Origin of the sequence: Peribacillus sp. NJ4 (assembly GCF_030348345.1) — a bacterium.
In the GTDB taxonomy this organism is placed as follows: domain Bacteria; phylum Bacillota; class Bacilli; order Bacillales; family DSM-1321; genus Peribacillus.
Genome location: NZ_JAUCFQ010000001.1, coordinates 898,774 through 923,253, shown reverse-complemented (window position 1 = coordinate 923,253; position 24,480 = coordinate 898,774). Strand labels below are relative to the sequence as shown.

The following is a 24,480-nucleotide window of genomic DNA, read 5'->3' as shown; positions in this document are numbered from 1 at the left end:
ACCTGCTTTGGCTACAATGAGATTACGTAATTCTCTTATATTACCTAGATTTTCGATACTTTGGTAAGTTTCTGTTTCCCGTATACTGGATGGTTATGGGGAGTACCACATGTCCATCCAGTTTATATTTGAACAAATCCACCATGCCTATCAGGCTAAGCTATTTAATTCTCTTAAATGTAAAAATTTAACTTCTCTACGTTGTCCACGAGAATTCATTTCATCTTTTTTGTTTTAAGAATGTTTCTTTTGCTTAGTTGATAGGGATGGGATTTGAACAGGACTTAGTGACAAACATACGCTAATCTTGAAAGTCATCACGCCCGACTTCTTTTGATTTTATTGTTTTTCTAAATACTCTATTATCGCTTGAAAAGCATTTGTCTCTTTTGAACTAGGAGACAGATATGAAGATAATTTTACAATCACTGTATCAGCTTTTGGTGCAATGTATATTCGCTGGTCAAACTTCCCACGGGCTGAATATCCACCGAATTGATCATGGCTAACCCACCATTGATTATGATAAGAGAATCCTGAAAGATGACTATGATTACTTTCCGCGAGATATTTTCGGTTACCACCTTTTTTAATTTCCCTTATAATATGTTCCGGAATGATTTGTTGGCCATTGTAGTAACCATCGTTAAGCATCATTTCACCAAATCGTGCCAAATCACGCAATGTAGCCCGCATACCGCCGCTGGCAATATCCGTACCGATTAGATCCAATTGCATCAATGCGTTTTCTTCTGTCCCCAGTTTAGACCAGATTATTTCTTGAATTAATTCTGCCAAGTTTTTCCCTGTCAAGCGTTTGACAATCCATCCCAATGCTTCTGTTTGTCCACTTTCATAATAAAACGCAGTACCAGGTATTTTATCTTTTTTGCTCGATAACGTAAATTCGTATAGGTTTTCGGGTCCATCGTAGTTATCAGGTTTTGGAATTGAACCGGTTGCCATAAAAATGGGTGTCCCACGGCCTATTCCCCATGGCGTGTCGGCTTCCAAATATCTCACAGGAACTTGCATATCAAGCAATTGCTGAACTGTTCCATCACCAAGTCCTGTTCCTTCTAACTCAGGTATATAGAAGGAAGATTTTTTATTTATATCTAGTAATCCTTCATCAGCAAGCAAACTAACAATCAAGCCTACAAAAGATTTTGTAGCAGAGTTCATTGCATGAAGCTGATGAGATTTATATCCGTTAAAATAGTTCTCATACAAAACTTTTCCTTTATGCATTACTAAAAAAGCATCTGTGTCAGTTCTCTCAAGATCGGCTAAAATACTTTCCCCATTCTTATTGTTTATTTTTTCTAGATTTAATTGGTCTTTAGCATATGATAATTGGGTAGGCTTTTGGTTTCCTCTCCATATAATACGACCGGGACTCAGTTCACCACTATGACAATACCGTTGCAAATTTTTTTTTGAAGTAAACCAATTATCCTTCGTAACGATATCCTCTGTAAGTGGCGGAAAAACTTTGCTTTCATTCTTTGTAATGGACTTCATTACAATTCCTCCTGCTTTTGTATTTTATTTAAAAAGAATGCTCTTTAAGCACATTTTCTGTTGTTTCTACAACGTTGTTTTTAATCGTTAGTGACGTAATTGCCCCTGCCAATGCAGCAGCGATTAAAAACCAGGAAGCAGCATTGTAAGAACCGTTGAATACAGTAAGAACGAACCCAATTACGGCTGGAGAGATACCCCCGGAAATTTGTCCGCCAAAACTAACTAACCCTGTCACAGAACCAGTTAATTCCTTTGCTGAATATTTAATGACCATTGTGTATAGCGATGTTCCGATAAACGCGATTGAAAAAGCATTTAAGGTCATATAAACAATCCCAAGTGAAACAGACGTTGCATTAAACATCAAATAAAGAAAGAAGGCAGAAAATAGTGATCCTGCTACTGTCAGGTATTTTTCTCTTCCAGCCATATATTTATCTAAAATCCAGCCGCTAACATTAAACATAAGAAAGGAGGTAAGGAACGGTATGGCCATCAAGGCACTTGCTGACACCAAGTCTAAACCTTTACTTACCCAATAAGAAGGCATCCAGGAAACGATACCCCAGTTCACTATATTTGAAAAAAATTTAGTACAGAATATCTTCCAAAAATTTTTTGTATTAAATACCTTTTTATAAGAAACTTTCTTTTGATTTGGCTTCTCGTTATTTATTTGTATATCTACCGGATATTTTAGATAAACCCAAACTACCCATGCTATCAAAACACCTATTATACCAATGCTGACAAACATCCATCTCCACCCAAGGGAAACTACCAAAGCCCCAATAATGACTGAACCTAGCGCACCACCGAACGTTTGTGCAGATAGATAGAAAGAAGTTGCTCTACCCCTTTCTTTATCGGGAAAGTTTTCGGAAATAGATCGTATGCTGGCAGGAAAAATACCACCTTCCCCAATACCAAACAGGAAACGAAACAAAAATAGTGATGCAAATGACCAAGCAAAACTCGTAAAAGCAGTAAAAACCGAGAAACCTAAGATTGAAAGAATTAAAATTTTTCGTGATCCGTATTTATCTGTAAGCCATCCTCCTAATGGATGCATAAGGGCGTAGCTGATAAAGAAAACACTTAATATCAAACCTGATTCAAAAGAGTTAAGCTGCAGGTCCTTCTGAATTGGAATAATTGCTACGTTAATCGCCGCTTTATCAATGAAACTTATTGTCGCTACTATAAATAGAAGAATGATAATGATGGTTTTACGCTTTTTATCGGTCGCATAAGCTTTCATTCAATTCGCTCCTTTTTGAAGTATCGACATGAGCCTCCCCATATGTGGTACAAATCTCATCACAATAAATATAGGTTAAGCAGTAATCATTACTATACTTATCCGATTCAAAAATAGGCGGTGGAAAAGCTTTCATTTCATTGTAAAGTAAATAATATCGAAAGCGCTTTCGAATTCTTGTTAGAGAACATATAACATATCCTCTAACAATTGAAGCCTTCTAATTTACAACGCGTGTCGTACCTTCCCAGAAAGGTTTTTTCAACTCTTTTTTATCTATCTTACCTACTGGTGTTAGTGGTAATGATGTCTCAATATATATTTCTTTAGGAACCATATAGTTAGAAGTACGTTCTTTGCAGAACTGAATTAACTCTTCCTTGGAACACGTTTCCCCTTCACGAAGCACTGCAAATATACAGACCGCTTCGCCCCAATCAGCATGTGGTATGCCGATGCATGCACTCATTGATACAGCAGGGTGCTGGTTAATTATCCTTTCCACTTCAGCGGGATATACATTTAAACCACCAGAAATGATCATATCTTTTTTTCGTTCAATTATATGAAGAAAACCGTATTTATCTAGTTTTCCGATATCTCCCGTATAGAACCAACCATCACGGAATGCCTCTTGGGTAAGATCGGGTCTTTTGTAATAGCCGACTGAGACAGAAGGGATTTTGACAGCAATTTCCCCTGGCTGAAGAGGTTTCACGTCATTTCCATTGTTGTCAATCAGGCGAATTTGGGTAAACATACACGGCTTTCCACAGCTTTTTAACACTTCAGGGTTGTTCTCGTACGCCCAGATATGATCGCTTTTTGTGAGTCTTGCGATCAAGATACTGCATTCTGTCATTCCATACTGCTGTCTAAAAATAGGTCCAAAGATTTCAAACGCTTCTTTTAAACGTTCTGTAGATATAGGGGATGAACCATAATTAATGTTTCGCAACGAGCTCACCTCGTAGCCTTTTTTCTTAGCCTCGTCAATCAATCGGTAAATAATTGTCGGAACAATAAAAGTACTGGTAATACGTGCTTCTTGTACAGTCTGTAAAAAAAACTCGGGATTAAACGACCGCATGATGTAGACATGACAGCCGGATAACAATGACCTCTGAAGCAGCACACCTGCCGAATGAATAAGCGGTGTACAAAACAAAACCTTGTCTTGATCATCGTACGGATATTCCATGCACGAAGCCATGATCGAGGCTCCAAAACCTTGTTGAGAATGCATGACTCCTTTCGGTGTGCCTGTTGTGCCACCAGTGTATGATATTGTTGCTAAATCATCCAACGAGGCGACGGGAAATTCCATATTGCCTTTTGTATCATCCCAATCAACAGAATAGAACTCATCAGGGTATTCGACACCGAAACCCGAAAGACCAATAACAGTCACGCTGTTTTTATCTTCCTCTTTAAGATAGTCATGCACAGACTCCACATGTTTCTGGGTTGCCATAATTACCACTTGGGGCTCGGCATCTCTCAAGATAAACTCGATCTCTCTAACACCCAGCTTATCGTTTAAAGGGATTACGGTTGCCCCACATCGACTTACACCAAGATTATATATGACATTTTCAATGCTATTTGGGACTATAACAGCAACATGGGTTCCAATTTTTACGCCTAGCCGAATCAACTGGTTGGCTACCGTATCTACTCTATCCCGCAATTCCTTATAAGTGATGGTCTCGCTTGTTTCTAAGCAAGTAAGTGCAGGCTGGTAATCAAATTCGGTTATTCTATTGAATAGAAGAGCCTGATAGGTTAAAGTATTCATGAAAATTTTCCCTCCCTAGTATAGTTCAAAACTGATAGATTGAAATTATCATATGATCTTAGCAATATTTTTAGCGACTAAATCATGAATGAAAATTTTTTGGTAGCCTAAATTTTCGAGTATTTCCTCAGTATGTTGTCCCAACTGCGGGGCAGTGTTACGATACACGTCAAGCCTGGTTGAGAATAGTGCGGGAAACCCCACTTGGTATTCTAAATCGCCCGTTTCAGGGTTGACCATCTCCCCGATAATACCCCGTTCTCTGAAATGCCCGTTATTGAACACATCAATTGCATTTTGGACGGGCGCCCAAGGAATATCGTTTACAGTTAAGAGACTTTCCCAGTAATGGAGAGGTTTTGATAGAAAGATCCCTTTCAAGAGAAAATGGAGTTCCACTTTTTTTTTCATTCTTATTATTGGATTTTTCCATTGGTCAATGGCTATACTTGGAAACTCTTCCTGAAGGGATTCAATTAGGTTTCTCCAAAATTTATCTTCATTCATTCCAAGAGTTAGCCATTGCTTGTCTTTCGTTTCATACATATCATTTCCTGGCATTACCAAATGAACCTCTTCTTTGGATAGCGCAGCTCCATCCTTTACCAAGTAAGGAAGGAACATTCCGACCCATGAAGCCATGACATCAGTCATAGCCACATCTATATACCGGCCGACCTTCGAACTTTGTAAATCATGAAGTGCACTAAGAATAGAAAGAGCAGCCATAAGACCACCTGCAAAGTCAGAAACCCTGGTCGCAGGTCTCCCCGTAGGGAACTCCATTTGGGATGGAATGCCAACCATTCCGGCCATGGCTAAATAGTTCAAATCATGTCCCGGACGATCTTTATACGGTCCTGTTTGCCCAAAACCAGATAACGAGCAATAGATGATACGCGGATTTACCGCTTTAATGTCTTCATAGCCAAGCCCCAAACGATTCATCGCCCCCGGGCGGAATCCTTCTACGATGACATCGGCTTCTTGAGAAAGTGTAAGAAATAGTTCTCTTCCCTTCGGGTGTTTTAAATCAAGGGCAACCGATTTTTTATTTCGATTAAGGATGTTGAACAATGAGGCTGATTTTCTAGTTGCATCACCATGTTCCGTATCTTCAATTTTAATTACGTCCATTCCCAAATCGCCTAGCAGCATGGTGCAATAAGGTCCAGGTAATAAACGAGTTAAATCCAGCACTCTAATTTTTTTTTGATATTCAGACAAAATACTCACACCTTCTTCTCTTATTTCTTCAGCAATTCTTTGGCAATAGTGTTTTTCTGAATTTCGGATGTACCAGTTAGAATCCTAAACATCCGTACGTCTCTGTACATTTTCTCGACAGGATGCCCTTTCATTAACCCTTGCCCGCCAAAGATTTGAACGGCTTTATCGGCAACTCGATTGGCGACCTCTGAGGAAAAAACTTTAACCATGGATGAAGCCCCTTTCACATCTTCACCGTTATCAATCTTTTCGATTACTTCGTAGAGCATGCAACGTGCGGCGTAAATTTCAGTCGCCATCTCCGCTAACATATGTTGAATCGCTTGAAATTCCCCAATCGGTCGACCGAACTGAACCCGATGCTTGGCATGATCAATGGATAAATTCAGAAGCCGCTGTGCCACGCCAAGGTAGGTAGCACCCCACGAGGCTCTGTTTTCATTTATCCTGCTGAGTCCCAACAACAAACCCTTACCTGGTTCACCGAGAATATTGGAAGATGGGACTCGACAACGATTAAAGATAAGCTCCGCTGTACTCCGTTCTCCGGAAATCGGTACTTGAATTTTCCCTAATTCAAAACCTGACTTACCCTGCGATTTTTTCTCCACAATAAACGCGGTAACCCTTTCACCGCCTTCCTCAACGATCTCTTTAGCAATCACAATGGCCCAATCTGCATAAGGTGCGGCGCTAATAAAATGCTTTTTACCATGTAAAATGTAGTCATCACCGTCTCGTACTGCCGTCGTTTGAATTGCTTTAGCATCTGATCCCGCCTCGGGTTCAGATAACGCAAAACAACATCCCGCTTCTGCATTGATAACCGGCATTACATACTTTTCATTTTGTTCCGGGGAAAATACCTTTAACATTTTACCGATTCGCAAAGGTCCGCCTATTTCACCTAATACGTGCCCCCATAAAACCGCACCGGATTTTGTCAATTCCTCCTTCAAGATACATAGCCCTTTCAGGTTAAGTAATTGTCCTCCTAACTCTTTAGGAAGGTTGATTCCGTAAAACCCTAACTCCTTAGATCTCTTTCTTGCCCACTGGATATGTTCCATCGGAATTTCTTTTTCTGAGTCAATTTCGTTTTCTCTCTCAAACGGTAATAACTCGTTGTAAATGAAATGAAGTAGCTTATCCCGTAAACTCTCTTCATTCTTAATTTGCACTGTATCCTTCATACTTTTACTCCTTTCATACTTATGTTTAGGAGGAATCGAAAACGCTTTCAGTTTTTTTAAAAGTGATTTCTTTTATAGATTGAATAGTTTTAATATTCTAAATCTATTTTATATATGGTTATAAATAATGTAAAATGGCTATATATCATATTTACTTGAAGGAAATTCATATAAAGGAGTAAATTTAATGCATATTGAACAATTAAAATATATTGTTGAAGTAACTAAAACACGTTCTATTTCCATCGCTGCACAAAATCTTCATGTCTCTCAGTCTACAATTAGTAAGGCTATTACCAATTTAGAACAAGAATTAGGAATTAATTTGTTTACACGTTCACGGTTAGGCGCTATACCGACAGCTGAAGGCAAAAACATCATTAAAAAAGCGTATGAAATTGTAGTTAAACTTCATGAAATACAAGAAGAAGCGCAAACTCAAACATCCTTAATAAATGGAGAAATAAATCTATCTGCCAGCCCCAGCTTATTCATGACCATCTTACTCAAATCATTATCAAGCTTCAAAAAAGACTATCCAAACTTCCGTATTGTCATGACGGAAAAAAAATCACCAAATATTATTGAAGATGTTTTACAAGGTAAAATTGACATTGGATTAGCAATGATCGATGAGATTGATTTGGATGCTCATGAAGAGTTAGTTTTTGAAACACTACTAGAAGGGGAAATAATGGTATGTGTTAATAAACATTCCCCATTAGCATTAAGTGACTATTTAACTCCTGAGGAATTAATCAACGAAACTGTAGTGATGTATGATGGGGGAATATGGAAAGATTCCATTTCTATATTTATGAATAGATACGGCTCCATGAATATTTTATTTTCTTCAAACAATACTGAAGTCATCAAAAAAGCCGTTTCAGAAGGATTGGCGATTAGTTTTTTGATGGATATATCACTAAAAGATGATCATTATGTTAAAAGTGGAGAAATTGTTCCAATACCTTTAATAAATTTCGATTCCAACCGCCGATCCTTCGGATGGGTACGGTCAAAGAAAAAACATTTTTCTTTTGCAACCAGAGAGTTTTTAAAATGCATAAAATTACATATCTCCAAATTAGAATAAGTTTCCAACCACATCAATAGCCTGTTAAAATTACATCAAAATTCCAAAAACAATAATCTCCTGCGAACCCATCACAATTAATTGGTTACAGTAACTATAACTTGTACAGATAAGGAATTTAGAAGGCATGAATGTGAAGTATTGTACTTAAACTATCCTGCCCCGTTAGTTCATTTAGGAAAACCAAAATCAAATATTACTTTATTAAAACTACATCTTTAATAATCAAATAGTTAAGTCTCAAAAGAAATTAACAGAAAAGAAAAAGACAGCCAAGTAAAATTGGCTGTCTCTTTTTTATCTTTCAAACCGTCCAAAATGTGTATTTTCTCGATTAATAAGTGTATCTCCAAGAATGATTCTGCCCATAAGTTTCTCATGGTCGGAATTGAAACGTTCTCTAAAGTTTGTAGCTTCCTCTATTGTTGGTATATTATCACCACGCCTAGAACGTTCTTCTCCATCAAATCCAGGGCCACCATCAATCATTACAGATCTGTCAACTGTATCGTTGTCTTCATTCTTATCAGTAGGATAATTAGTTGGGTCTCTACGTTTATCAAGGTTCTCGGCATTATTTAATGGATCATTATAATCTTGTGGCATATGATTCACTCCTTCGCTTATATTATCTGCTGATGGCATTAATCTATTCGCTAACGATTGGAACCTTCTAAATAAAAGGCCATGTTTTAAAATAGTATTGAAAATTAAGCGAATTAAGGGAAGCCCTTTGGCTTCCCTTAATTCGCTTATAAACGAGTCACTTAATCAGCTATAAAGCATTTTTTCATCTTATCCCCTTCTAGTCTTTGTTCAACTAACCTGCCCCTATAGTTGCATAAAGAAAAAGCTGCCTTAATGACAGCTCCGATCTTAAGCTAACGCATCCGTTAGTTCATAAAGAAATGATATAATTTATACTAAAATTAAAAATTAGGAGTTGTAATATTTATGGATTTTTATATAGTTGATGTATTCGCAGAAGAAAAATATCAAGGTAACCAATTAGCTGTACTTATTCCCTCGAGAACAATATCTACTGAAGAAATGCAAAAGATTGCAAGAGAGATAAACTTTAATGAAACAACATTTATTTTATCTGGCAAACAAGACAACGGAGGATACGATGTTCGAATATTTACTCCTGATGTAGAGGTTCCTTTTGCTGGTCATCCAACATTAGGAACAGCATTTATCATTCAGAAAGTTTTAGAAAACAATGAAAGTAAACAAATAACTCTAAACCTTAAAGTAGGACAAATACCTGTAAATATTGAAGGTGAACAATTAATAATGAAGCAAAACCCACCCGAATTAGGAACGATTATTCCTGATCAAGATATTTTCACCGAAATATTACAGATACCAAATGAAGATATTGATTCCCGTTTTCCAATTCAAATTGTATCAACTGGATTACCAGCAGTAATTGTTCCTCTTTGTTCTTTGGATGCTGTAAATCGTTGCAAGATCAATCATAATAATTATCAAAATTTCATTGATAACGTTATAAAAGCAAATATCCTTGTCTTTACTCCTGAAACCAAACTAAAAGAAAGTGATTTAAATGTAAGAGTATTTTTAGATGACACAGGATTCCCTGAAGATCCTGCGACTGGAAGTGCAAACGGAAATCTTGCTGGATACCTTATCGCACATAACTTTTTTGAAAGTAAAAATATAGTGTACAGAGTTGAACAAGGATTCCAAATGGGAAGACCATCTATTTTAAATATACAAGCTGAAAATTCCCAAAATTCCATTCAAATCCTTGTAGGGGGTAAGGTATTTTTAATCGCAAAAGGAGAATGGTATTAACATTAGAAAGGGCTTTTTTTAGATTAATATTTTATTCAAGTCTCTTCCGAACGTAATGAACCATTGGATTATAAGCCATCAAGGTTCACCTCATATTCTGTTTACTCCTTATTCTTTAGCTAAACTCAATAGTTATGCCTTAGTAAACTAACCTCCCTCTATAAACATTGATGTATCAACGGTTTGCACCACTCGGTGTATTAGTGAAATTATTTTTTTATTCTGCTTTTAAACAGAGTATAGAAATTCTGGTTTTTATTACTAAATTGAGCGTACGCTTCGCTAAAACTAATGGAAATCATTAGCTATTTTCTCCACTATGTGATGCACAATAGATCTCTGCGAAACTTATGATGACGTACCCTCCCATGTCTCTTAGCGTCATTTGCGCTTACATTCCTTCGTTCGGTCTATTCATAAGGCAGAGGCCTGCTAAGCTGCCCCGGGGACTCTTGGTCTTAGTTTAGTAATGTTGCTGGCTTCTCCGTGTCATCCTTCTTGTTATAAATCGATAGTTAGAAATGCTTACGCTGCCTCTGAGAGGCAGTAGAGATCCTTCATCATATTCTGCTCATTAAAATGGACTTTCTTTTTACAAATACCATGCAATACTTTCAACAATTTACCACAGAGTACCACCATCGATTGCTTTCCACGTAAGGGATTTTGTTGGCGTGTTGTGTAATATTCATGAAGCTGTTTAAACCCCTCGTTGTGACGAATGAGTGGTACTATTACTTTGAAAAGAATATATCTAAGTCGCTTTCTTCCTCGTTTGGAGATATGTTTTTGTCCCTTATGTTGACCAGATGAGTTTTCACGTAATGTTAATCCCGCTAGTTTAATCAATTGGCGTGGATTTTCATAAAGTGAAAAGCTTCCAACTTCTGAAAGCAAATCAACAATGGTTGCATCTCCTAATCCAGGAACTGAAGCCAGCAGCTCATATTCCATAGTTGTTTGGGCCATTTCGGATAATTGACTATTCACAGATTCAATTTCGTTTTCTAGTAAGCGATACTGACGCAGGAGCGTGGCAATTTCATGTCGGGCCATCTGTGTCCCTTCTGTCAGTCCAATTGAATTCGTCGCTGCTTCAATGAGTAGCTTTGCTTTTGGTAGCTGTGGGGCTCTCATTCCCTTTACCTTACGGTAAAGAAAGACAAGCTCCTCAGCACTTTTTCCATCGATATCCTGTGGCAACGGAGTCATTTCCAATGTAGCTAGAGCCATCTTTCCGAAAGCCGGAAAGACTTGAGTAAACTCGGGAAAATAACGATCAAGCCAACGAATGATTCGATTTTTAATACTCGCTAAATCTTCCGTTAACTTTGAACGAAGAGTAGATCCGATACGAAGTTCTGCCTCTACTTCTTTTAATAAACGTGGATAGCTAAAACGCCCATCTTTCAATAAACGAGCGATGACTAATGCATCTTTTTTATCGTTCTTTGTCGGTAAATTATCGTCCAGTTCCTTCGATCGTTTGACATGCATTGGATTCACCATGACTAGTGGTATGCCGTAATGATCTAAGAAATTAGCTAGGTTCATCCAGTAGTGGCCTGTTGGCTCAATTCCAACAATTACTTCTGTTTTCTTAGCTTCCTTCATCGTTTGACGAATCTTTTCATACAGGTGTTCAAAGCCCTCTTTTGATTGATGAACTGCGAAGGCTTTTTCTATCACGCGCCCTCGTTCATCAACAAAACAAGCGTAATGAACACGCTTGGCAATATCCATACCAACAACGAGTGTATTTTCAGTAACTTGATTAATTTTTTCATTCCATTTAAACTGCATAGAGAAGTCCTCCTTGTTTGATGCTGGGTCAATGGTCGTTGACACTCATGCATCATACAAGAGGGCTCTTTTTCTTTCAAGACCTCGAACATCCTTCTAACAGGAATGCTGCCCCGTTAGAATAAGGAGATATATTACACTTTAATTTTTATATATGATACTTTGGCCAAATTTATAAAAAACATATTCCAATCCATTTTGGGCAAAGTATCCTGTAACTAAAACAAGGAGGTAGTCATGTTTAAGAAAACGATACTTGCTATAAGTACATTATTTCTTTTGAACATAGTCGCACCAACTTTAGAGACAAAAGCTTTAACCTTTGATGAATTACCAACCAAACAAACCTCGAAATAATGGTCGGTTCAAGTAGACAAAGCTGATCAAGGTAAGGGGTTAGCAAAACCAAAAAGGGGAAAATTTCGTACTTACTCTTTAGAGGTTGATAACATTGGCAAGGATATATTGTCTGCAGAAATTTATATATTTAGAAATGAACCTAACTCTACAACGAAGTTTTCACTTTTTGGTTGTCCTGGTGAAGAGGATTGCAACAAAAACCACTTTGATGAAGCTACTTTTTTAGCTAAACAATTGAATGATGGAATACCTTATCGATTTAAAAATTTCCTTTTGGCTGAAAAAGCAACAGAATTTGAAGTGGAAATTATTTGGACTCAAAAGGGGAGCGAAGGCAGACCTTTAAAAGAAACATTTACATTCACTGCTGAATAACAAGAAAACAAAAAGACCGAAATAATCGGTTTTTTTTAACTTGGTTGAGAGAAGGGGTGATTCCCTGAATACTGTATCATAAAACTCCATTCTTCTCTTATTCAAGAATATGGCCCGATTGTTGAACACAAATATAAATTTTTTTCTTCAACTATACTGCCCCTATAGTTGCATAAGAAAAGGAGCTTCTGATCAGCCCCTAATAATGAGGTAAAGCACCCGTTAGTTCATTCAAGAAATTCAGTTTATAAGTCCTTTTAAATATCTTTTATGATATTTTTTTAAGAATACCCAAACAATAATTAGAACTCCAAACACTACAAAGAACAAAATCGGTAGATGAAAAATATCCGTGTAATCTCCTAATACCATTGAATTATTTGTTTCAATAACATTATGGTAGGTATCCTTATATTCATATTGAACAATCCAACTATCATTTGCACTCGCTACTGTTCCTAAGTCATAATTACTGCTAACGATTTCTTCTTTATTATTCAAAATCTCACCCTGATGTCCAATCATAAATGTTGCATGCTGATATTCAAGGGGGTAGGTGGTAGAAGGTTTTGTTGTTATATCATATTCTTTTAACCATTCTTGTACTTGAGCTTTCTCTTTCACATTAAATACTGCCAAATAATTTAAATGGTCGCTATGTTCGTCGAAAATAGTATGGAGACCCTCTTTTTCGGAATTTGTAATCACACTATCATCACCTATGATGGTTAACACATTGTTCATGATGATGTTTCTTTCCTCTTTAAAATCGTTTATTTTTGAAAAGGTGTTTACAAAAAAGGTAGCTCCTAACACAAGTGAAACAAGAGAAAATAATAAGATATACCGAGCAAACCGCTTTTGAACATTAAAAAATTCCGATAATCCTTTTATAATGTGTTTTTTATCTCCGAAGTTTTCAATGGCAATTCTATTTGCTTCTTCTTCCGACACTCCATTTTCTTTTAACTCATAAACAGCTTCTAGTAAATGTGAGCGCATTTCTTGTTTTAATTCTTCGATTTCTTCTTTATCTCCATCAACATTTCGGTAAACCGAATGAACGTATTCTTCAATTTGATTCATTTTTTTCTCCCCCCATCTAAAAACGAATCAATAACATCTCTTACAAATTCCCATTCCAAACGCTTTTCTTTAAATCCTTCTTCACCCATTGATGTAAGTTTGTAATATTTTCTTCTTCCTCCTGGTCCTTGCTCATCACCCCAGTAAGAAGAAATCCATTCATTCTTTTCTAATCTCTTTAAAGACAGATAAAGCGTACCTTCTTTTAATTCAAATTGGTTATCACTCTTTTCTCGAACAATTTTGGCTAATTCATAGCCGTACATATCCCTCCTATGTAAAAGAGAAAGGATGAGAGTGTCTATATGGCCTTTTAAGACTTCCTTATTAATTTCCAATTTTCCCACCTCTTGGTATAAATATATTTTATATTACTTTATAATGCAAGGTATTCTTCAGAAAAAACAGGTAGTTCTTAATGAACTAACCTGCCCCGATAGTTCCATAAGAAAAAGCTGCCTTAAAGACAGCTCCGATCTTCAGCTAACGCACCCGTTAGTTTAAGTACAATATTTCACAAATCGGATTGGCTTTACATATTACTAGAGCGTCTCATCCAATTTCTGAATCTTTGAGTGGGAAATTAAATATACCTTGCCTAAAATGTCGATTATGTCTCCCTTTACACGTATTGCGCAATCCTTGTTAGACGCATAAATATTAATTTCTTCCGATAAGGGAGACAGTTCGCCTTGAACCAATTCAATGTTATTTTCAAGATCAAAATGAGACAGGACGGAAAATTCGTCAAGGCCGATTCCATCGTAAACAGAGCTTATTTCAACTTTATAGCCAAAATTTTTCGAACATAACCATTTAGCGGACATATTGATCGCACCAGCGCTAGCTCCCATCACAACGGCTCTACTTTTTTTAATCAAATCCGACAATTCATATTCCATTAAAAACCCATTTTGTTTAAGGGTATTTCCACCCAACAAGAAAATAACTGAAGCATTTTGAATTAAGGTTTGGGCATCTTCTTTCTGTACGCGGTAATTAATTAAATGATATTCATCAAACATAATGCCGGCCTGGTCAAACCACGAGCGTTCAGTAGCACCAACATCTTCATAAGATAATGGATTCGAGCTAATCATAGCAAGCGATTTTCTATCAGTAATATCCTCCTGTAACACCCTACCCAGATTATCTGGAAAAAAATTATTAAACCAACCTAAATAATAATGAGTTTTCATAAGTTCCCCCCGTGGCAAAGTGTAAATAACATTATTATTTTCCTAAATTATTCATTCTGTTTTCTTGTTATCAACACACTACCCATTATATGCCTCATTTACTGTGCCAAATGAAATAGCTTGTGACACAATTTTATCAATTTTTTTAAAAACGGTACGACTTTATTTTTAGTCTACACCTTCCACCTCTATTAACAGCTTAAATATATATCCTTTTCTTTACTCAACTAACCTACCCCGGTAGTTGAAGAAATCGCAAAAATAGCATCCAGTTAACATAAACCTTTATTATCGGCATCACCGAAGAAGAAACGAATAATTCTTGAAAACCTTTAGTGTCTTTCGGTAAGACTCTAATTCATTCATGAGGTTAATAAAGAGATAAGGACCACTTTTTGGTCCTTTAAGATGTCTCATTGTTCAACTAACGCACCCGTTAGTTTAAGTACAATACTTCACAATCTTCTACTTTACTGAAACAAAAAAGGCGATGCCTGTTTAAAGCATCGCACCTGTTACACCATTTTTAGACTAAACTTTATTTTGAAATTTCATTGGTTATTTTGTTCTTTTCATTATTTGAATTAAACAATACAAAATGCCCCAAGGTAAAATATAGGTGGTAATAATTTTAAAAGCACTAAGATAAAAATATAAATCAACTGTTATCATTTGATTTTCTAAAAGAAAATAAAACGTACCTATTATAGCTAGTGTTAAAATTATATACCTATATTTAAGAAGGAATCTAGTTGAATTTTCTTTAAATTTTATTAAACCGTCTAAAGGAATTACTAATTGCCTTTCCTTATTCAATATTTAAGCCTCCTATCACCTTTTTATATATAATTCAATATCATAAATGTAAATTCCTTCCTCCACTAACCTGCCCCGTTAGTTCCATAAGAAAAAGCTGCCTTAAAGACAGCTCCGATCTTCAGCTAACGCACCCGTTACCTAAATAAGCATTAATCTTCTTCAAGAATATCTCCATTTACCAAAGTATCGTTTATTTGTGTAATCACTGTTCCTCTTGGTAAGTTAGAAATGAATTTATCTAGGGTGAAATATTTCTCATCGTTTGAAAACAAGTAAAACCCTGCTCCGTCGTGAAAAATAGTGATAAAAGTAGTTTCTCCCTTTGTTTTGAAAATTGGAATCGACCGTTTTCTTTTTCTTCCCCATTCAATAACCTCCCCTAATTCGAACATTAAATTATCGGAAAAGGAAATTGAGTAAAATTCATTTTGAGCTGGTAACCAAAAAGTTTCATTTAATATAAGAGCTAAAGAATTTGAATCTTCTATCTTCGCAGTAAAGCAAGGTGGATGATATTGGTGTTTCCCAAGGTAATCATAATAAGTTCTTTTTTCTTCAAGGTAATTTAACGTAAAATCAATTTTATTTTCTTTTAAGAAAGTAATATATTCGTCAGTTTGATCCTCATAAACAATGAAGGAAATAAATAGAGGATACTTGTTTTGGAAAAATAAGAAGTCCAGTAAAAAATTTTTATTTTCTTCTACATAATCTTCTCCGTCAGCAGCAATAAAATAGGCAATATCTAGTTCCCCATCTAAACTTATATAATGTCCCAAATCATCTAAAAACTTCTTTGAAACTCTTTCTTCTTTAATCCATATTTCTGCCATTTTCTACTCCCATTCATTTGATTTATAACTTTATTATTTACTTAATTAATAGTAACATTTTTAGTAAACTAACCTGCCCCGATAGTTGCATAAGAAAATGGAGCTGTTTCCAGCCCCATATAGAAGTAAAGCACCCGTTAGTTCATTAAGAAAAGCGATTCTTATTAAAGAATCGCGCCCTTATGTGGAATAAGAGATTGCTACTAATAGATTATTCAATATATGTATCAACTTTTTTCATTATTAATGATCGGTTGCGATTGTATGCGAATAGCAAGTAGATGAATAAAGAAAAAACTAATGCTATAATTCCTCCTAATAATGATTGATTGCTAACGAACACATTGAGAACACTATTACAAAAAGCGTGTGTCATAATACAAAGAAATATACTCTTTGTTTTGTAATAAACAGTTGATAAAAGAAAGGAAAAAGAAATAACACTTATGGAGAATACAGGAATATTCAAATATTCATATTGATAAGTTCCAATTATGAAAAACAATGGCAAATGCCAAAAAATCCAAACAATACTTACGAGTAATGTGCTTGTTAAAGCAGGTATTCTTTTTGTCAATTCTCGAAGCATAAACCCCCGCCACCCAATTTCCTCTAAACCGCCAATTAAGATAAAAATAGGAATTTGTAAAAGTATATATTGAACGGGTACAATTTGTTCTCCTCCGACTACGAAATACGGAAGTAAAGAAAAAACTAAAACGATCACGATAATAAATAAATACCAATTTAAATTTTTCGGTGGTTGATAACAACTCTTTAAAAACATACTAAAATCTTCTTTTGAATCAGACCTTTTGCTAACGGTTATACCAGCGATTGCAGGCCCTATTACACCTAAAATATAAAGAATATATAAAGCAATTGATGAACCAAAAGGAATATTTTTAATTTGCGTATAAACAGCAATCATTCCCCAAGAAAGAAAAGTGATTGAAAAAGTTGAAAATAGATATTTTTTTAATTTAGACAAATTTTTCTCTCCCTCAATCAAAACTTATTTTATTAATTTTCTATTCAGTTCGCAACAAACTTAATCACAAGAATTATCTTAACATAAAATCCGGAATTGGATTAAACTGTAATTTCTTTCATTTAAGAATTGCACCTCCGATTCTTGAATAACCAAGATAAATTGATTTCCCATTAAGGGTTTAACTTTATGAAGTTTCTTCAACAATATGGCCCAATTGTTGAACAAAGGTCAAACAGCACTCTTCAACTATCCTGCCCCGTTAGCCATCCATGAATCGCAAAAATCGGCGATTCACCACAAAGAATGAAAATGGTTAGGAAGTGTCAATACTGATACTGACCTTAATCCAGTCAACCCTAATCTATAGACTAATTAATTAACGCTCTCCTCTTTTTTTAAACGATTGAGCAGGGTCTTCTTAAGTATTGTCATTTTTCATTATTAAAGAAACTTATTTTCATGGTAGTTCCATAAGAAAAAGCTGCCTTAAAGACAGCTCCGATCTTAAGCTAACGCACCTATTAGTTTAAGTACATTACTTCACAATCTTTAGTTTTCGCGTTAAATAATCCTTTTACTTCTTCTCAACATATAATGTTGAGAACCTAACTAAAAGGAGTGAAATCACATGAGATATTTCCCACGCCAGGGGACAATGAGTCCACAATCCCCTCCTCCAACATTCATACCACCAAAACCTTCTGTGTCCTATATCGTCGACTGTCTATATCAAAACACTTATGTATGGCTTATAAATGGCAGACAATTTTGGTTTTACCCTACTCGTGTGGAATATGGGGAAGTATCTGGATATAGATGGAACGGTGCTTTCTGGCAATTCTACGGTATTGACCCAAGACTTATAGATGCCGTTGCCTGCCCTCCTATCCCTACATTATACTAAAATCCTAAAAAAGCCTTATCTCGAATAGTCTCAAAATAAAAGATCGCCCCTATCTTTTAATTTTGGAGGTATTGTATGACAACTTTTTATTCATTTCATGGAACTGTCACGGTGATTAGTGATTTTTTTACAGGTCAAAATGGTGAAAGAGAAGGTTGTTATAAATTATTTACAATAGAAAATGAATTGGGTTCAATAGTAAATTTCGTGGTTTCACCCTCAACTTATTTCGTTGACCATGAAATGGTCATAGTAGGAGATCGCGTGACAGGATATTATGATGGAGATTTACCTGCTATTCTTATTTACCCTCCACAATATCAAGCGCTTGTCATGGTAAAAGATAACCCAAATCAGAATGTAAAAGTTGATTATTTTAATAACCAATTGGTGAGTAGTGATGGACAATTACAATTAAAATTATCTCCCTATACCCAAATATTTTTAACAAATGGGCAACTCTTTTCAAGATATCCAGCGAACCGAGATTTAATTGTTTTCTATGGACCTGCCACAAGAAGTATCCCTGCTCAAACCACACCCTATCGTATAATCGTTTTATGTTGAGCGTATTATTATTTCAACCAGCAATAAAAAAAGGGATTTAAAACTCGTTCAGTTCTTGGCGAGTTTTTTATTATATTTTGTTCTTTCCATAACCTAATAAAATTAATATTCCTTTTTCAACTAAACTGCCCAGTTAGCTCCATAAGAAAAAGGCTGCCGCAGCAACCTTCCTTATTGAAGTAAAGCACCCGTTAGTGAAACAAGAATTACAATTACTTTTACCATTCTCTCCAGTCTTCTGTAATGTCTTCTTCGGATTCTAACCCAGCTATATGTGCAGCTTCAATAATAAACTCACATAGTTCTTCTCTCTCCATTGTTTCGATAAAATCATCGTATTGTTCATTTATTTCATTTAAAATTATTACCACTTCTTTAACACATTCTAATATGTCTTCCTCTGTCGGCTTATCTCCAAGTTTTACTAAATTGTTAATGTAAAAATCAAGAACCTCATTTGTCGCATTGATATTTTCATCCGTAAAAAGGTCATCATCTTCATCCATTCTTTCTTTCCATTCTACTGGTGGTTTATTTTTTGTTAGTTCTTCAAAAGTCATAACGTCCTCCAAAAATGTGTTATTCTATTTAATTACTTTCTTCCATTTACCTTATTTCTCTTTTCTAAAACTAATATTCTTTATAATCTAGCTATTTTCCTTCTTCTACTAACCTGCCCCTTTAGTTCATTAAGCAAAAAGGCCACCGAATGGTAGCCCCTTGTAGTTGTAGAATTTTCTATTTGGAATTTATGTAATAAACCAGATTATCAGTCCATTCACCAAATTCAAAAATAAATCCTTTTCTTATGCATTCAAACTCCATTCCTACATTCTCTGCTAACTTATAAGAAGGTGTGTTATCAACGTTTATATGAGCCTCAATTCGGTGGAAATTCAAGTCTTTAAAGGCGATATTAAGGGCTTCTTTTACTGCCTCTTTACAATAACCATTTCTCCAATATTGATTATGAATATTGTAACCTATCCTACCCCATTGAAAGTCATTTCTCTCTAAGGTGGAAAAATCTATCGTTCCAAGATGTTTACCGTCTTCTTTCCTAAAGACACCAAAAACATATGCTATATCATCCACTGCTAATTCTTGATGTTTTTCCACTAAGTTGGTAAACCATTCCTCTGTACATTCACTCATATCAATCTTTCCTTGATCATACTTGTGTTGAGATGGAAGTCTATTTTTAAATTCGCTAAGCCAATTTTTAAAATCATTTACCTTTAATGGTCTTATTACTAATCTTTCTGTTTCTAAAACGCAGTCAAATTTGTTCAAATAAAACAACCTTTCTATTTAGGTCTTTTTTTAACTCTTAAAATCTCTCCATTTCAAAATAAATCCAATTATTAACTATTCGCCTTTACAGTATTAATCCCTTTTTGCAACGTATTCAATCTTCAACTAAACTGCCCCGATAGTTTAAGTACATTCTTTCACAATCTCAATAGTAGAGTCTTTTGAGACACAATCCAATCTGTCTCATATGACTTGTATCTGAATGCTCATCGTTGTAAATACGCATTTTCCTGATGCTACCCCTCATTCAAGAATATGGCCCTAAAATGAAAAATAAGCGCTTATCCTTGTTCCTGGATAGCGTCCTTTTATGGCATAACTTGAATTTATCCTCATTCTTAAAGATTTCAACTAACGCACTCCTTTCGTTTAATTACGCTCGTGCGGAAAGTGGTGCAATGCCTTATCAGATTCCCCGGCCTAATTGGGTACTAATAGACAGTTCTAATCATATTCTTATAAAAGAAAACAATAGGAAGGAGTGCAAAGCAGTTGATAAAAGTTAAGGTTGGTTTACGACCCATTGCAAGTAAGATAAATTTACCTACTGTTTTGAAAACAACTATACTTCCAGGTGACTCAATTGAAAGATTATTTATTGCAACCCAGGTAGGAGAGATCTTTTACATAGGAAACGGAGTTATAAGGACTTTTTTAGATATTCGCCCGCGAATCCTAAAACTAGGTGTTTCTGGTGGCGGATATGATGAACGGGGATTGCTGGGGCTAGCGTTCCATCCCGAATTTTATTATAACGGTCTGTTTTATCTTCATTATTCAGTAGCTGGAACACAAGGACCAGGTGCTCTTCGTGAATCTTTTAAGCCTGACCCGTGTGATCCTAGAACGTTAAACCTAAGGTGGATAAATAGAGAAACGCAATATGATCATATTGATACAATTGAAGAATGGATTTTACAATCGAATGGTCAACCCCAAAAAAGACGGACATTACTTAACTTAAGAAGGCCATTTTCAAATCATAATGGGGTCAATAGTTTAAACTTTTCACCCGAAACAGGAAAACTTGTTTTAACAACCGGAGATGGTGGATCAGGCTATGATCCATTTAACTTAAGCCAGGACGATCTAGAAATCGCTGGTAAAATAATTGAAATTGATGTAGGTAAGGATGTATACATCAATAATCCACCCATTGTCACACGTTTTAATGAACTTCCCACAACTATTCAGGAAACGCTCATGGTAATGGCCAAAGGGGTTCGCAATATACCAGGCATTTCATTTCAAAAGTTTTATAATCAGTATATTAAATATGCGGGAAATGTCGGCCAGGATTTGGTCGAGTCCATTTTTTCATTCGTTCATTATAAACCAATACCGGTTACTCAGCTTATTCAAGCTTCTTTCATGAATTCTGAACCTGACAAAGAAGGGTTTATTAACTTTGGCTGGCGAGGTTGGGAAGGTGCTTTTCCTGCTCCCATTATAAGAGGCTGCACTGAAGATTCGACTTTGGATGAGAAAACAATTGCTTTTTACAATGAAGCAGTAACACTTTCAGGTAGTCGTCTTCAGCCTTTAACTAGTTATTTTCATAAAGATACCAGACCCGATAAGTTTGGAGGAACTGCACTTACAGGAGTGCAAGCCTATATGGGGGAAAGTATCCCTGGTTTAACAGGAAGCGTTGTGTTTACCGACCTTGCCCGGAAAGAATCTCAACCTCAGGTTCGAGGGGCTCTAGCTTATACCATCGTAAGACCAAATGGTGAACAAAATGATTTTAGTGTGATACAAACCGATTATGAATTTGGGTCTCAATCAGCCTATTATGTTAGTTTGGGAACGAACCTCAATCAAACCAGATTATATTTAGCAGTTTATGGCTCCATGAAAGTGACTGATTTTAACCAAGGCACTGTTTTTGAAATAATTCCATGAATCATAACTATAAAATTCTACTTGATAAATCTCTACATGGATCTAAGTAATCGAAATTAAAACCAAGTGATGGAGAATCACTAAATTATAATCATTTTTAATCTTTTAAAAATGATTAAAGCAATTTCAACCCATAACCAGCTATAAATGAAAGCCAATAAAAAACCAATTGTAAGAAATGAAAAGGAAACAGGGACGGCTGGACCTAAAACTGGAAAGTGAAAAATAAATATTAGACTCATAATTCCTAACATTAAAAGAATTGCACCAGTAGCAATAATACTTAATCTCTTCCTAAAAAAGTAAAAAGATGCCCCTATGCCAAGTCCTAACAATCCTGTTGTAAAAGGAAATACAATTAGTTCAGTTGGCTGTAGGATGAATAACAACATAATTGTCAGAAAGTAGGACATTACTCCAAATGGAATGGAAAACATGGAACATAACAGAATAGGTGCAGTGGCTAGCGGACTTAAAAAATATCCTATACCTGGTAAAAATCCAGCAGCAGCCTGTAGAATAGCAGCAATACAGGCAAAAATAGACCCTAAAATGAGCTTCATCGTTTTTTTATGTTTATTGAATATTATTTGAGATAAACGAACCTCATCAGAAATAGGTTTAAAAAAATACACCTTTCCACCTCATTCTAAATGGTTTATACGTTACGATACATTGTATTACCATTTATTAGAGGTGGAACAATTATTAATGATTCAAACATCAATATCCTGTGTAATGAAAAACTTAATAAAAAATCTCTCTAAAACTTAACCGGTAATACAAAGGAGAGAACATCTGTGGAGGAAAGTTAGCTGTTATGAGGATGTCTGGGTAAAAAGTAATTTCCTTTGCCTATAAAAAAAACAAGGCCTTATAGGCCCTGCTTCTTATTTGACAATTACTTCTCCAACCATTCCTTCCTGGAAATGGTACCGGCATATCAGTTCATATGTACCGGGCTGTTTCGGATTCACGGTAATGTTTTTTTCTGTACCTGGCTGGACCTCGGCGTCAATTCCGAGCTTTTCCACTGTGAAGGTGTGCTCTTTTGTACCTTTGTTTTTCAATATCAACGTTGTGGCTGTTCCATTCGGAATAGTGATGACTTTCGGATTAAAGAAATCATCTTTCATCTCGACCTCAATCGATTTTCCCGTCTCCATAGGCTGAGTTACAACACCGGATTCGGCAAATACGCCGAGTGAACCTACTGTTGTCACAACTACAACCATTGCAAGCACAACGACCAATCCTGTTACCCACTTTTTCACAGACATTCGCAATCCCTCCTTCCCTAACACTATTTTTTTCTAATTCATAAAATATTATTACTATTAATTTGGTTGCAAAAATAAAAAAAGATCGACTCTAATGACGATCTTCTAGAATCTATTCTTATGCAACTAAACTGCCCGTTACTTTAAGTACATTATTACAATCTTATATATTAAAATAAATATCCAAGTCTAATTCCATTATCTGGACCGTTTGCTGAATAAGTGACTATTACTATCGAGGTATTTTATCTTTAGAATGTGCAATATTATTAATCCCCATTCAAATGATAGATTAGTTGCACAACGCCAGAGGAGAATGTTCTTGTATTAACCACTTTTAAATTCAACCTCTGTTTTATATCAATAAACAACGGTTTTCCTTCTCCCAAAATAACAGGGTGAACGGATAATCTAAACTCATCAACAAGCCCTAAATTGATAAAAGTTGTAATAAGACTTGCTCCACCATATAACCAGATGTCTTTACCAGGCTTATTCTTTAATTTATTTACTTCTTCAAGAATATTATCATTTATGAATATCGCTTTATTATCAGTCCCTTTTTGCGTTCTGGAAAACACATATTTTTCTTTACTATGAACTATTTCCCACATTTCTTTATCTGTATCTTCAATTTCCGGAGTAAATTGTCCCCATAAATCGTAGCTTTTTCTTCCATATAAAATAGTATCAATTTGATTTAAGAAATTAATAAACCCCATCTCAGGGTCCATGATGCACCAATCAACTTCCCCATTTTCCCCTTCAATAAAACCATCTAAAGTAATTGCTAAATCTAAAATTATTCTTCTTGGTCTTATGTTATTGGACATTATTCTTCCTCCCTTTAATCAATTAGATATAGTTTCTCCCGCCAAGTTTTTTTATATTTTCATTATTTACAGCATTTATTTCTGAATAAAGCTACTGATGTTATTAAACTGTCTTCCCTTAATAACAATTATCTCAAATTGCCAATATTTCCACAATTAGTTATTCAGAATATGGCATATGCACTCTTGAACTTTCCTGACTCATTAGTTGCATAAGGGTACTTTCTTTTCTAATTTGAATGGACACTCACATTCAAAAGACCACCAATTTGGTGGCCTTCT

24 protein-coding genes are annotated in these 24,480 nt (G+C 35.5%); 6 read left to right on the top strand and 18 right to left on the bottom strand.

The features are described from left to right. Positions 1-339: 339 nt before the first annotated feature. From QUF94_RS04645 to QUF94_RS04625, 5 genes are all read right to left on the bottom strand, one after another. Positions 340-1,524, bottom strand: coding sequence for a serine hydrolase domain-containing protein (locus tag QUF94_RS04645; protein ID WP_289314810.1), 1,185 nt, complete (start codon positions 1,522-1,524; stop codon positions 340-342). A 28-nt stretch (positions 1,525-1,552) separates the two neighbouring features. Further along, the gene (locus QUF94_RS04640; protein WP_289314809.1) at positions 1,553-2,788 is read right to left on the bottom strand and encodes an MFS transporter; all 1,236 of its coding nucleotides are present in this window, start codon (positions 2,786-2,788) and stop codon (positions 1,553-1,555) included. A gap of 220 nt (positions 2,789-3,008) precedes the next feature. Continuing rightward, complete coding sequence (locus tag QUF94_RS04635; RefSeq protein ID WP_289314808.1) at positions 3,009-4,586, bottom strand: class I adenylate-forming enzyme family protein; 1,578 nt, start codon at positions 4,584-4,586, stop codon at positions 3,009-3,011. A gap of 48 nt (positions 4,587-4,634) precedes the next feature. Next, positions 4,635-5,813 (bottom strand): CaiB/BaiF CoA transferase family protein, encoded by a 1,179-nt coding sequence (locus QUF94_RS04630; protein WP_289314807.1) that lies wholly within the window; start codon positions 5,811-5,813, stop codon positions 4,635-4,637. Between the two features lie 20 nt (positions 5,814-5,833). Continuing rightward, entirely contained in the window at positions 5,834-7,009 is a 1,176-nt protein-coding gene (locus QUF94_RS04625; protein WP_289314806.1) for an acyl-CoA dehydrogenase family protein, read from the bottom strand. Between the two features lie 187 nt (positions 7,010-7,196). Here QUF94_RS04625 and QUF94_RS04620 point away from each other — a divergent pair, with 187 nt between their 5' ends. Continuing rightward, complete coding sequence (locus QUF94_RS04620; RefSeq protein WP_289314805.1) at positions 7,197-8,105, top strand: LysR family transcriptional regulator; 909 nt, start codon at positions 7,197-7,199, stop codon at positions 8,103-8,105. 297 nt (positions 8,106-8,402) lie between these two features. Here the strand turns inward: QUF94_RS04620 and QUF94_RS04615 are convergent, their stop codons facing one another. Beyond that, positions 8,403-8,711: a hypothetical protein gene (locus QUF94_RS04615; protein ID WP_283896829.1), complete on the bottom strand. Its 309-nt coding sequence runs from the start codon at positions 8,709-8,711 to the stop codon at positions 8,403-8,405. 348 nt (positions 8,712-9,059) lie between these two features. Here QUF94_RS04615 and QUF94_RS04610 point away from each other — a divergent pair, with 348 nt between their 5' ends. Then, the gene (locus QUF94_RS04610) at positions 9,060-9,926 is read left to right on the top strand and encodes a PhzF family phenazine biosynthesis protein (RefSeq protein ID WP_283896831.1); all 867 of its coding nucleotides are present in this window, start codon (positions 9,060-9,062) and stop codon (positions 9,924-9,926) included. Positions 9,927-10,451: 525 nt separating this feature from the next. Here the strand turns inward: QUF94_RS04610 and QUF94_RS04605 are convergent. Further along, positions 10,452-11,729, bottom strand: a complete 1,278-nt coding sequence (locus tag QUF94_RS04605) for an IS110 family RNA-guided transposase (RefSeq protein ID WP_289314804.1) — start codon at positions 11,727-11,729, stop codon at positions 10,452-10,454. A gap of 465 nt (positions 11,730-12,194) precedes the next feature. Between QUF94_RS04605 and QUF94_RS04600 the strand changes: the two genes are divergently transcribed. Next, entirely contained in the window at positions 12,195-12,464 is a 270-nt protein-coding gene (locus QUF94_RS04600) for a hypothetical protein (RefSeq protein WP_289314803.1), read from the top strand. Between the two features lie 240 nt (positions 12,465-12,704). Here QUF94_RS04600 and QUF94_RS04595 read toward each other — a convergent pair whose 3' ends face one another. From QUF94_RS04595 to QUF94_RS04570, 6 genes are all read right to left on the bottom strand, one after another. Further along, positions 12,705-13,550 carry a permease prefix domain 1-containing protein gene (locus QUF94_RS04595; RefSeq protein ID WP_283896834.1) on the bottom strand — a complete coding sequence of 282 codons (846 nt, stop codon included), beginning with the start codon at positions 13,548-13,550 and terminating at the stop codon, positions 12,705-12,707. Beyond that, positions 13,547-13,888 (bottom strand): PadR family transcriptional regulator, encoded by a 342-nt coding sequence (locus QUF94_RS04590; protein ID WP_283896836.1) that lies wholly within the window; start codon positions 13,886-13,888, stop codon positions 13,547-13,549. The genes QUF94_RS04595 and QUF94_RS04590 overlap by 4 nt, the downstream gene beginning before the upstream one ends. 204 nt (positions 13,889-14,092) lie before the next feature. Continuing rightward, on the bottom strand, positions 14,093-14,749 hold the full coding sequence (locus QUF94_RS04585) for a Type 1 glutamine amidotransferase-like domain-containing protein (RefSeq protein WP_289314802.1): 657 nt from the start codon (positions 14,747-14,749) through the stop codon (positions 14,093-14,095). A gap of 558 nt (positions 14,750-15,307) precedes the next feature. Beyond that, positions 15,308-15,565: a hypothetical protein gene (locus QUF94_RS04580; RefSeq protein ID WP_057219614.1), complete on the bottom strand. Its 258-nt coding sequence runs from the start codon at positions 15,563-15,565 to the stop codon at positions 15,308-15,310. A 152-nt stretch (positions 15,566-15,717) separates the two neighbouring features. Further along, a complete protein-coding gene (locus QUF94_RS04575; RefSeq protein ID WP_289314801.1) occupies positions 15,718-16,401 on the bottom strand; it encodes a hypothetical protein in 684 nt (227 codons plus the stop codon). Between the two features lie 211 nt (positions 16,402-16,612). Further along, positions 16,613-17,392, bottom strand: a complete 780-nt coding sequence (locus QUF94_RS04570; protein ID WP_289314800.1) for a CPBP family intramembrane glutamic endopeptidase — start codon at positions 17,390-17,392, stop codon at positions 16,613-16,615. A gap of 631 nt (positions 17,393-18,023) precedes the next feature. Here QUF94_RS04570 and QUF94_RS04565 point away from each other — a divergent pair. Further along, positions 18,024-18,299, top strand: a complete 276-nt coding sequence (locus QUF94_RS04565) for a transporter (protein WP_289314799.1) — start codon at positions 18,024-18,026, stop codon at positions 18,297-18,299. Positions 18,300-18,374: 75 nt separating this feature from the next. Continuing rightward, the gene (locus QUF94_RS04560) at positions 18,375-18,866 is read left to right on the top strand and encodes a hypothetical protein (protein ID WP_283896555.1); all 492 of its coding nucleotides are present in this window, start codon (positions 18,375-18,377) and stop codon (positions 18,864-18,866) included. Between the two features lie 218 nt (positions 18,867-19,084). Here the strand turns inward: QUF94_RS04560 and QUF94_RS04555 are convergent, their stop codons facing one another. After that, positions 19,085-19,426, bottom strand: coding sequence for a hypothetical protein (locus QUF94_RS04555; RefSeq protein ID WP_289314798.1), 342 nt, complete (start codon positions 19,424-19,426; stop codon positions 19,085-19,087). A 178-nt stretch (positions 19,427-19,604) separates the two neighbouring features. Next, positions 19,605-20,159: a GNAT family N-acetyltransferase gene (locus QUF94_RS04550; RefSeq protein ID WP_289314797.1), complete on the bottom strand. Its 555-nt coding sequence runs from the start codon at positions 20,157-20,159 to the stop codon at positions 19,605-19,607. 513 nt (positions 20,160-20,672) lie between these two features. Between QUF94_RS04550 and QUF94_RS04545 the strand changes: the two genes are divergently transcribed. Then, entirely contained in the window at positions 20,673-22,085 is a 1,413-nt protein-coding gene (locus QUF94_RS04545; RefSeq protein WP_289314796.1) for a PQQ-dependent sugar dehydrogenase, read from the top strand. A gap of 80 nt (positions 22,086-22,165) precedes the next feature. Here the strand turns inward: QUF94_RS04545 and QUF94_RS04540 are convergent, their stop codons facing one another. The 3 genes from QUF94_RS04540 to QUF94_RS04530 all read right to left on the bottom strand — a co-directional run bounded on the left by QUF94_RS04540 (position 22,166) and on the right by QUF94_RS04530 (position 24,198). Then, positions 22,166-22,720: a hypothetical protein gene (locus tag QUF94_RS04540; RefSeq protein ID WP_289314795.1), complete on the bottom strand. Its 555-nt coding sequence runs from the start codon at positions 22,718-22,720 to the stop codon at positions 22,166-22,168. A 255-nt stretch (positions 22,721-22,975) separates the two neighbouring features. Further along, positions 22,976-23,365, bottom strand: a complete 390-nt coding sequence (locus QUF94_RS04535) for a cupredoxin domain-containing protein (RefSeq protein WP_289314794.1) — start codon at positions 23,363-23,365, stop codon at positions 22,976-22,978. A 269-nt stretch (positions 23,366-23,634) separates the two neighbouring features. Then, positions 23,635-24,198, bottom strand: a complete 564-nt coding sequence (locus QUF94_RS04530; RefSeq protein ID WP_289314793.1) for a dihydrofolate reductase family protein — start codon at positions 24,196-24,198, stop codon at positions 23,635-23,637. Positions 24,199-24,480: the final 282 nt, after the last annotated feature.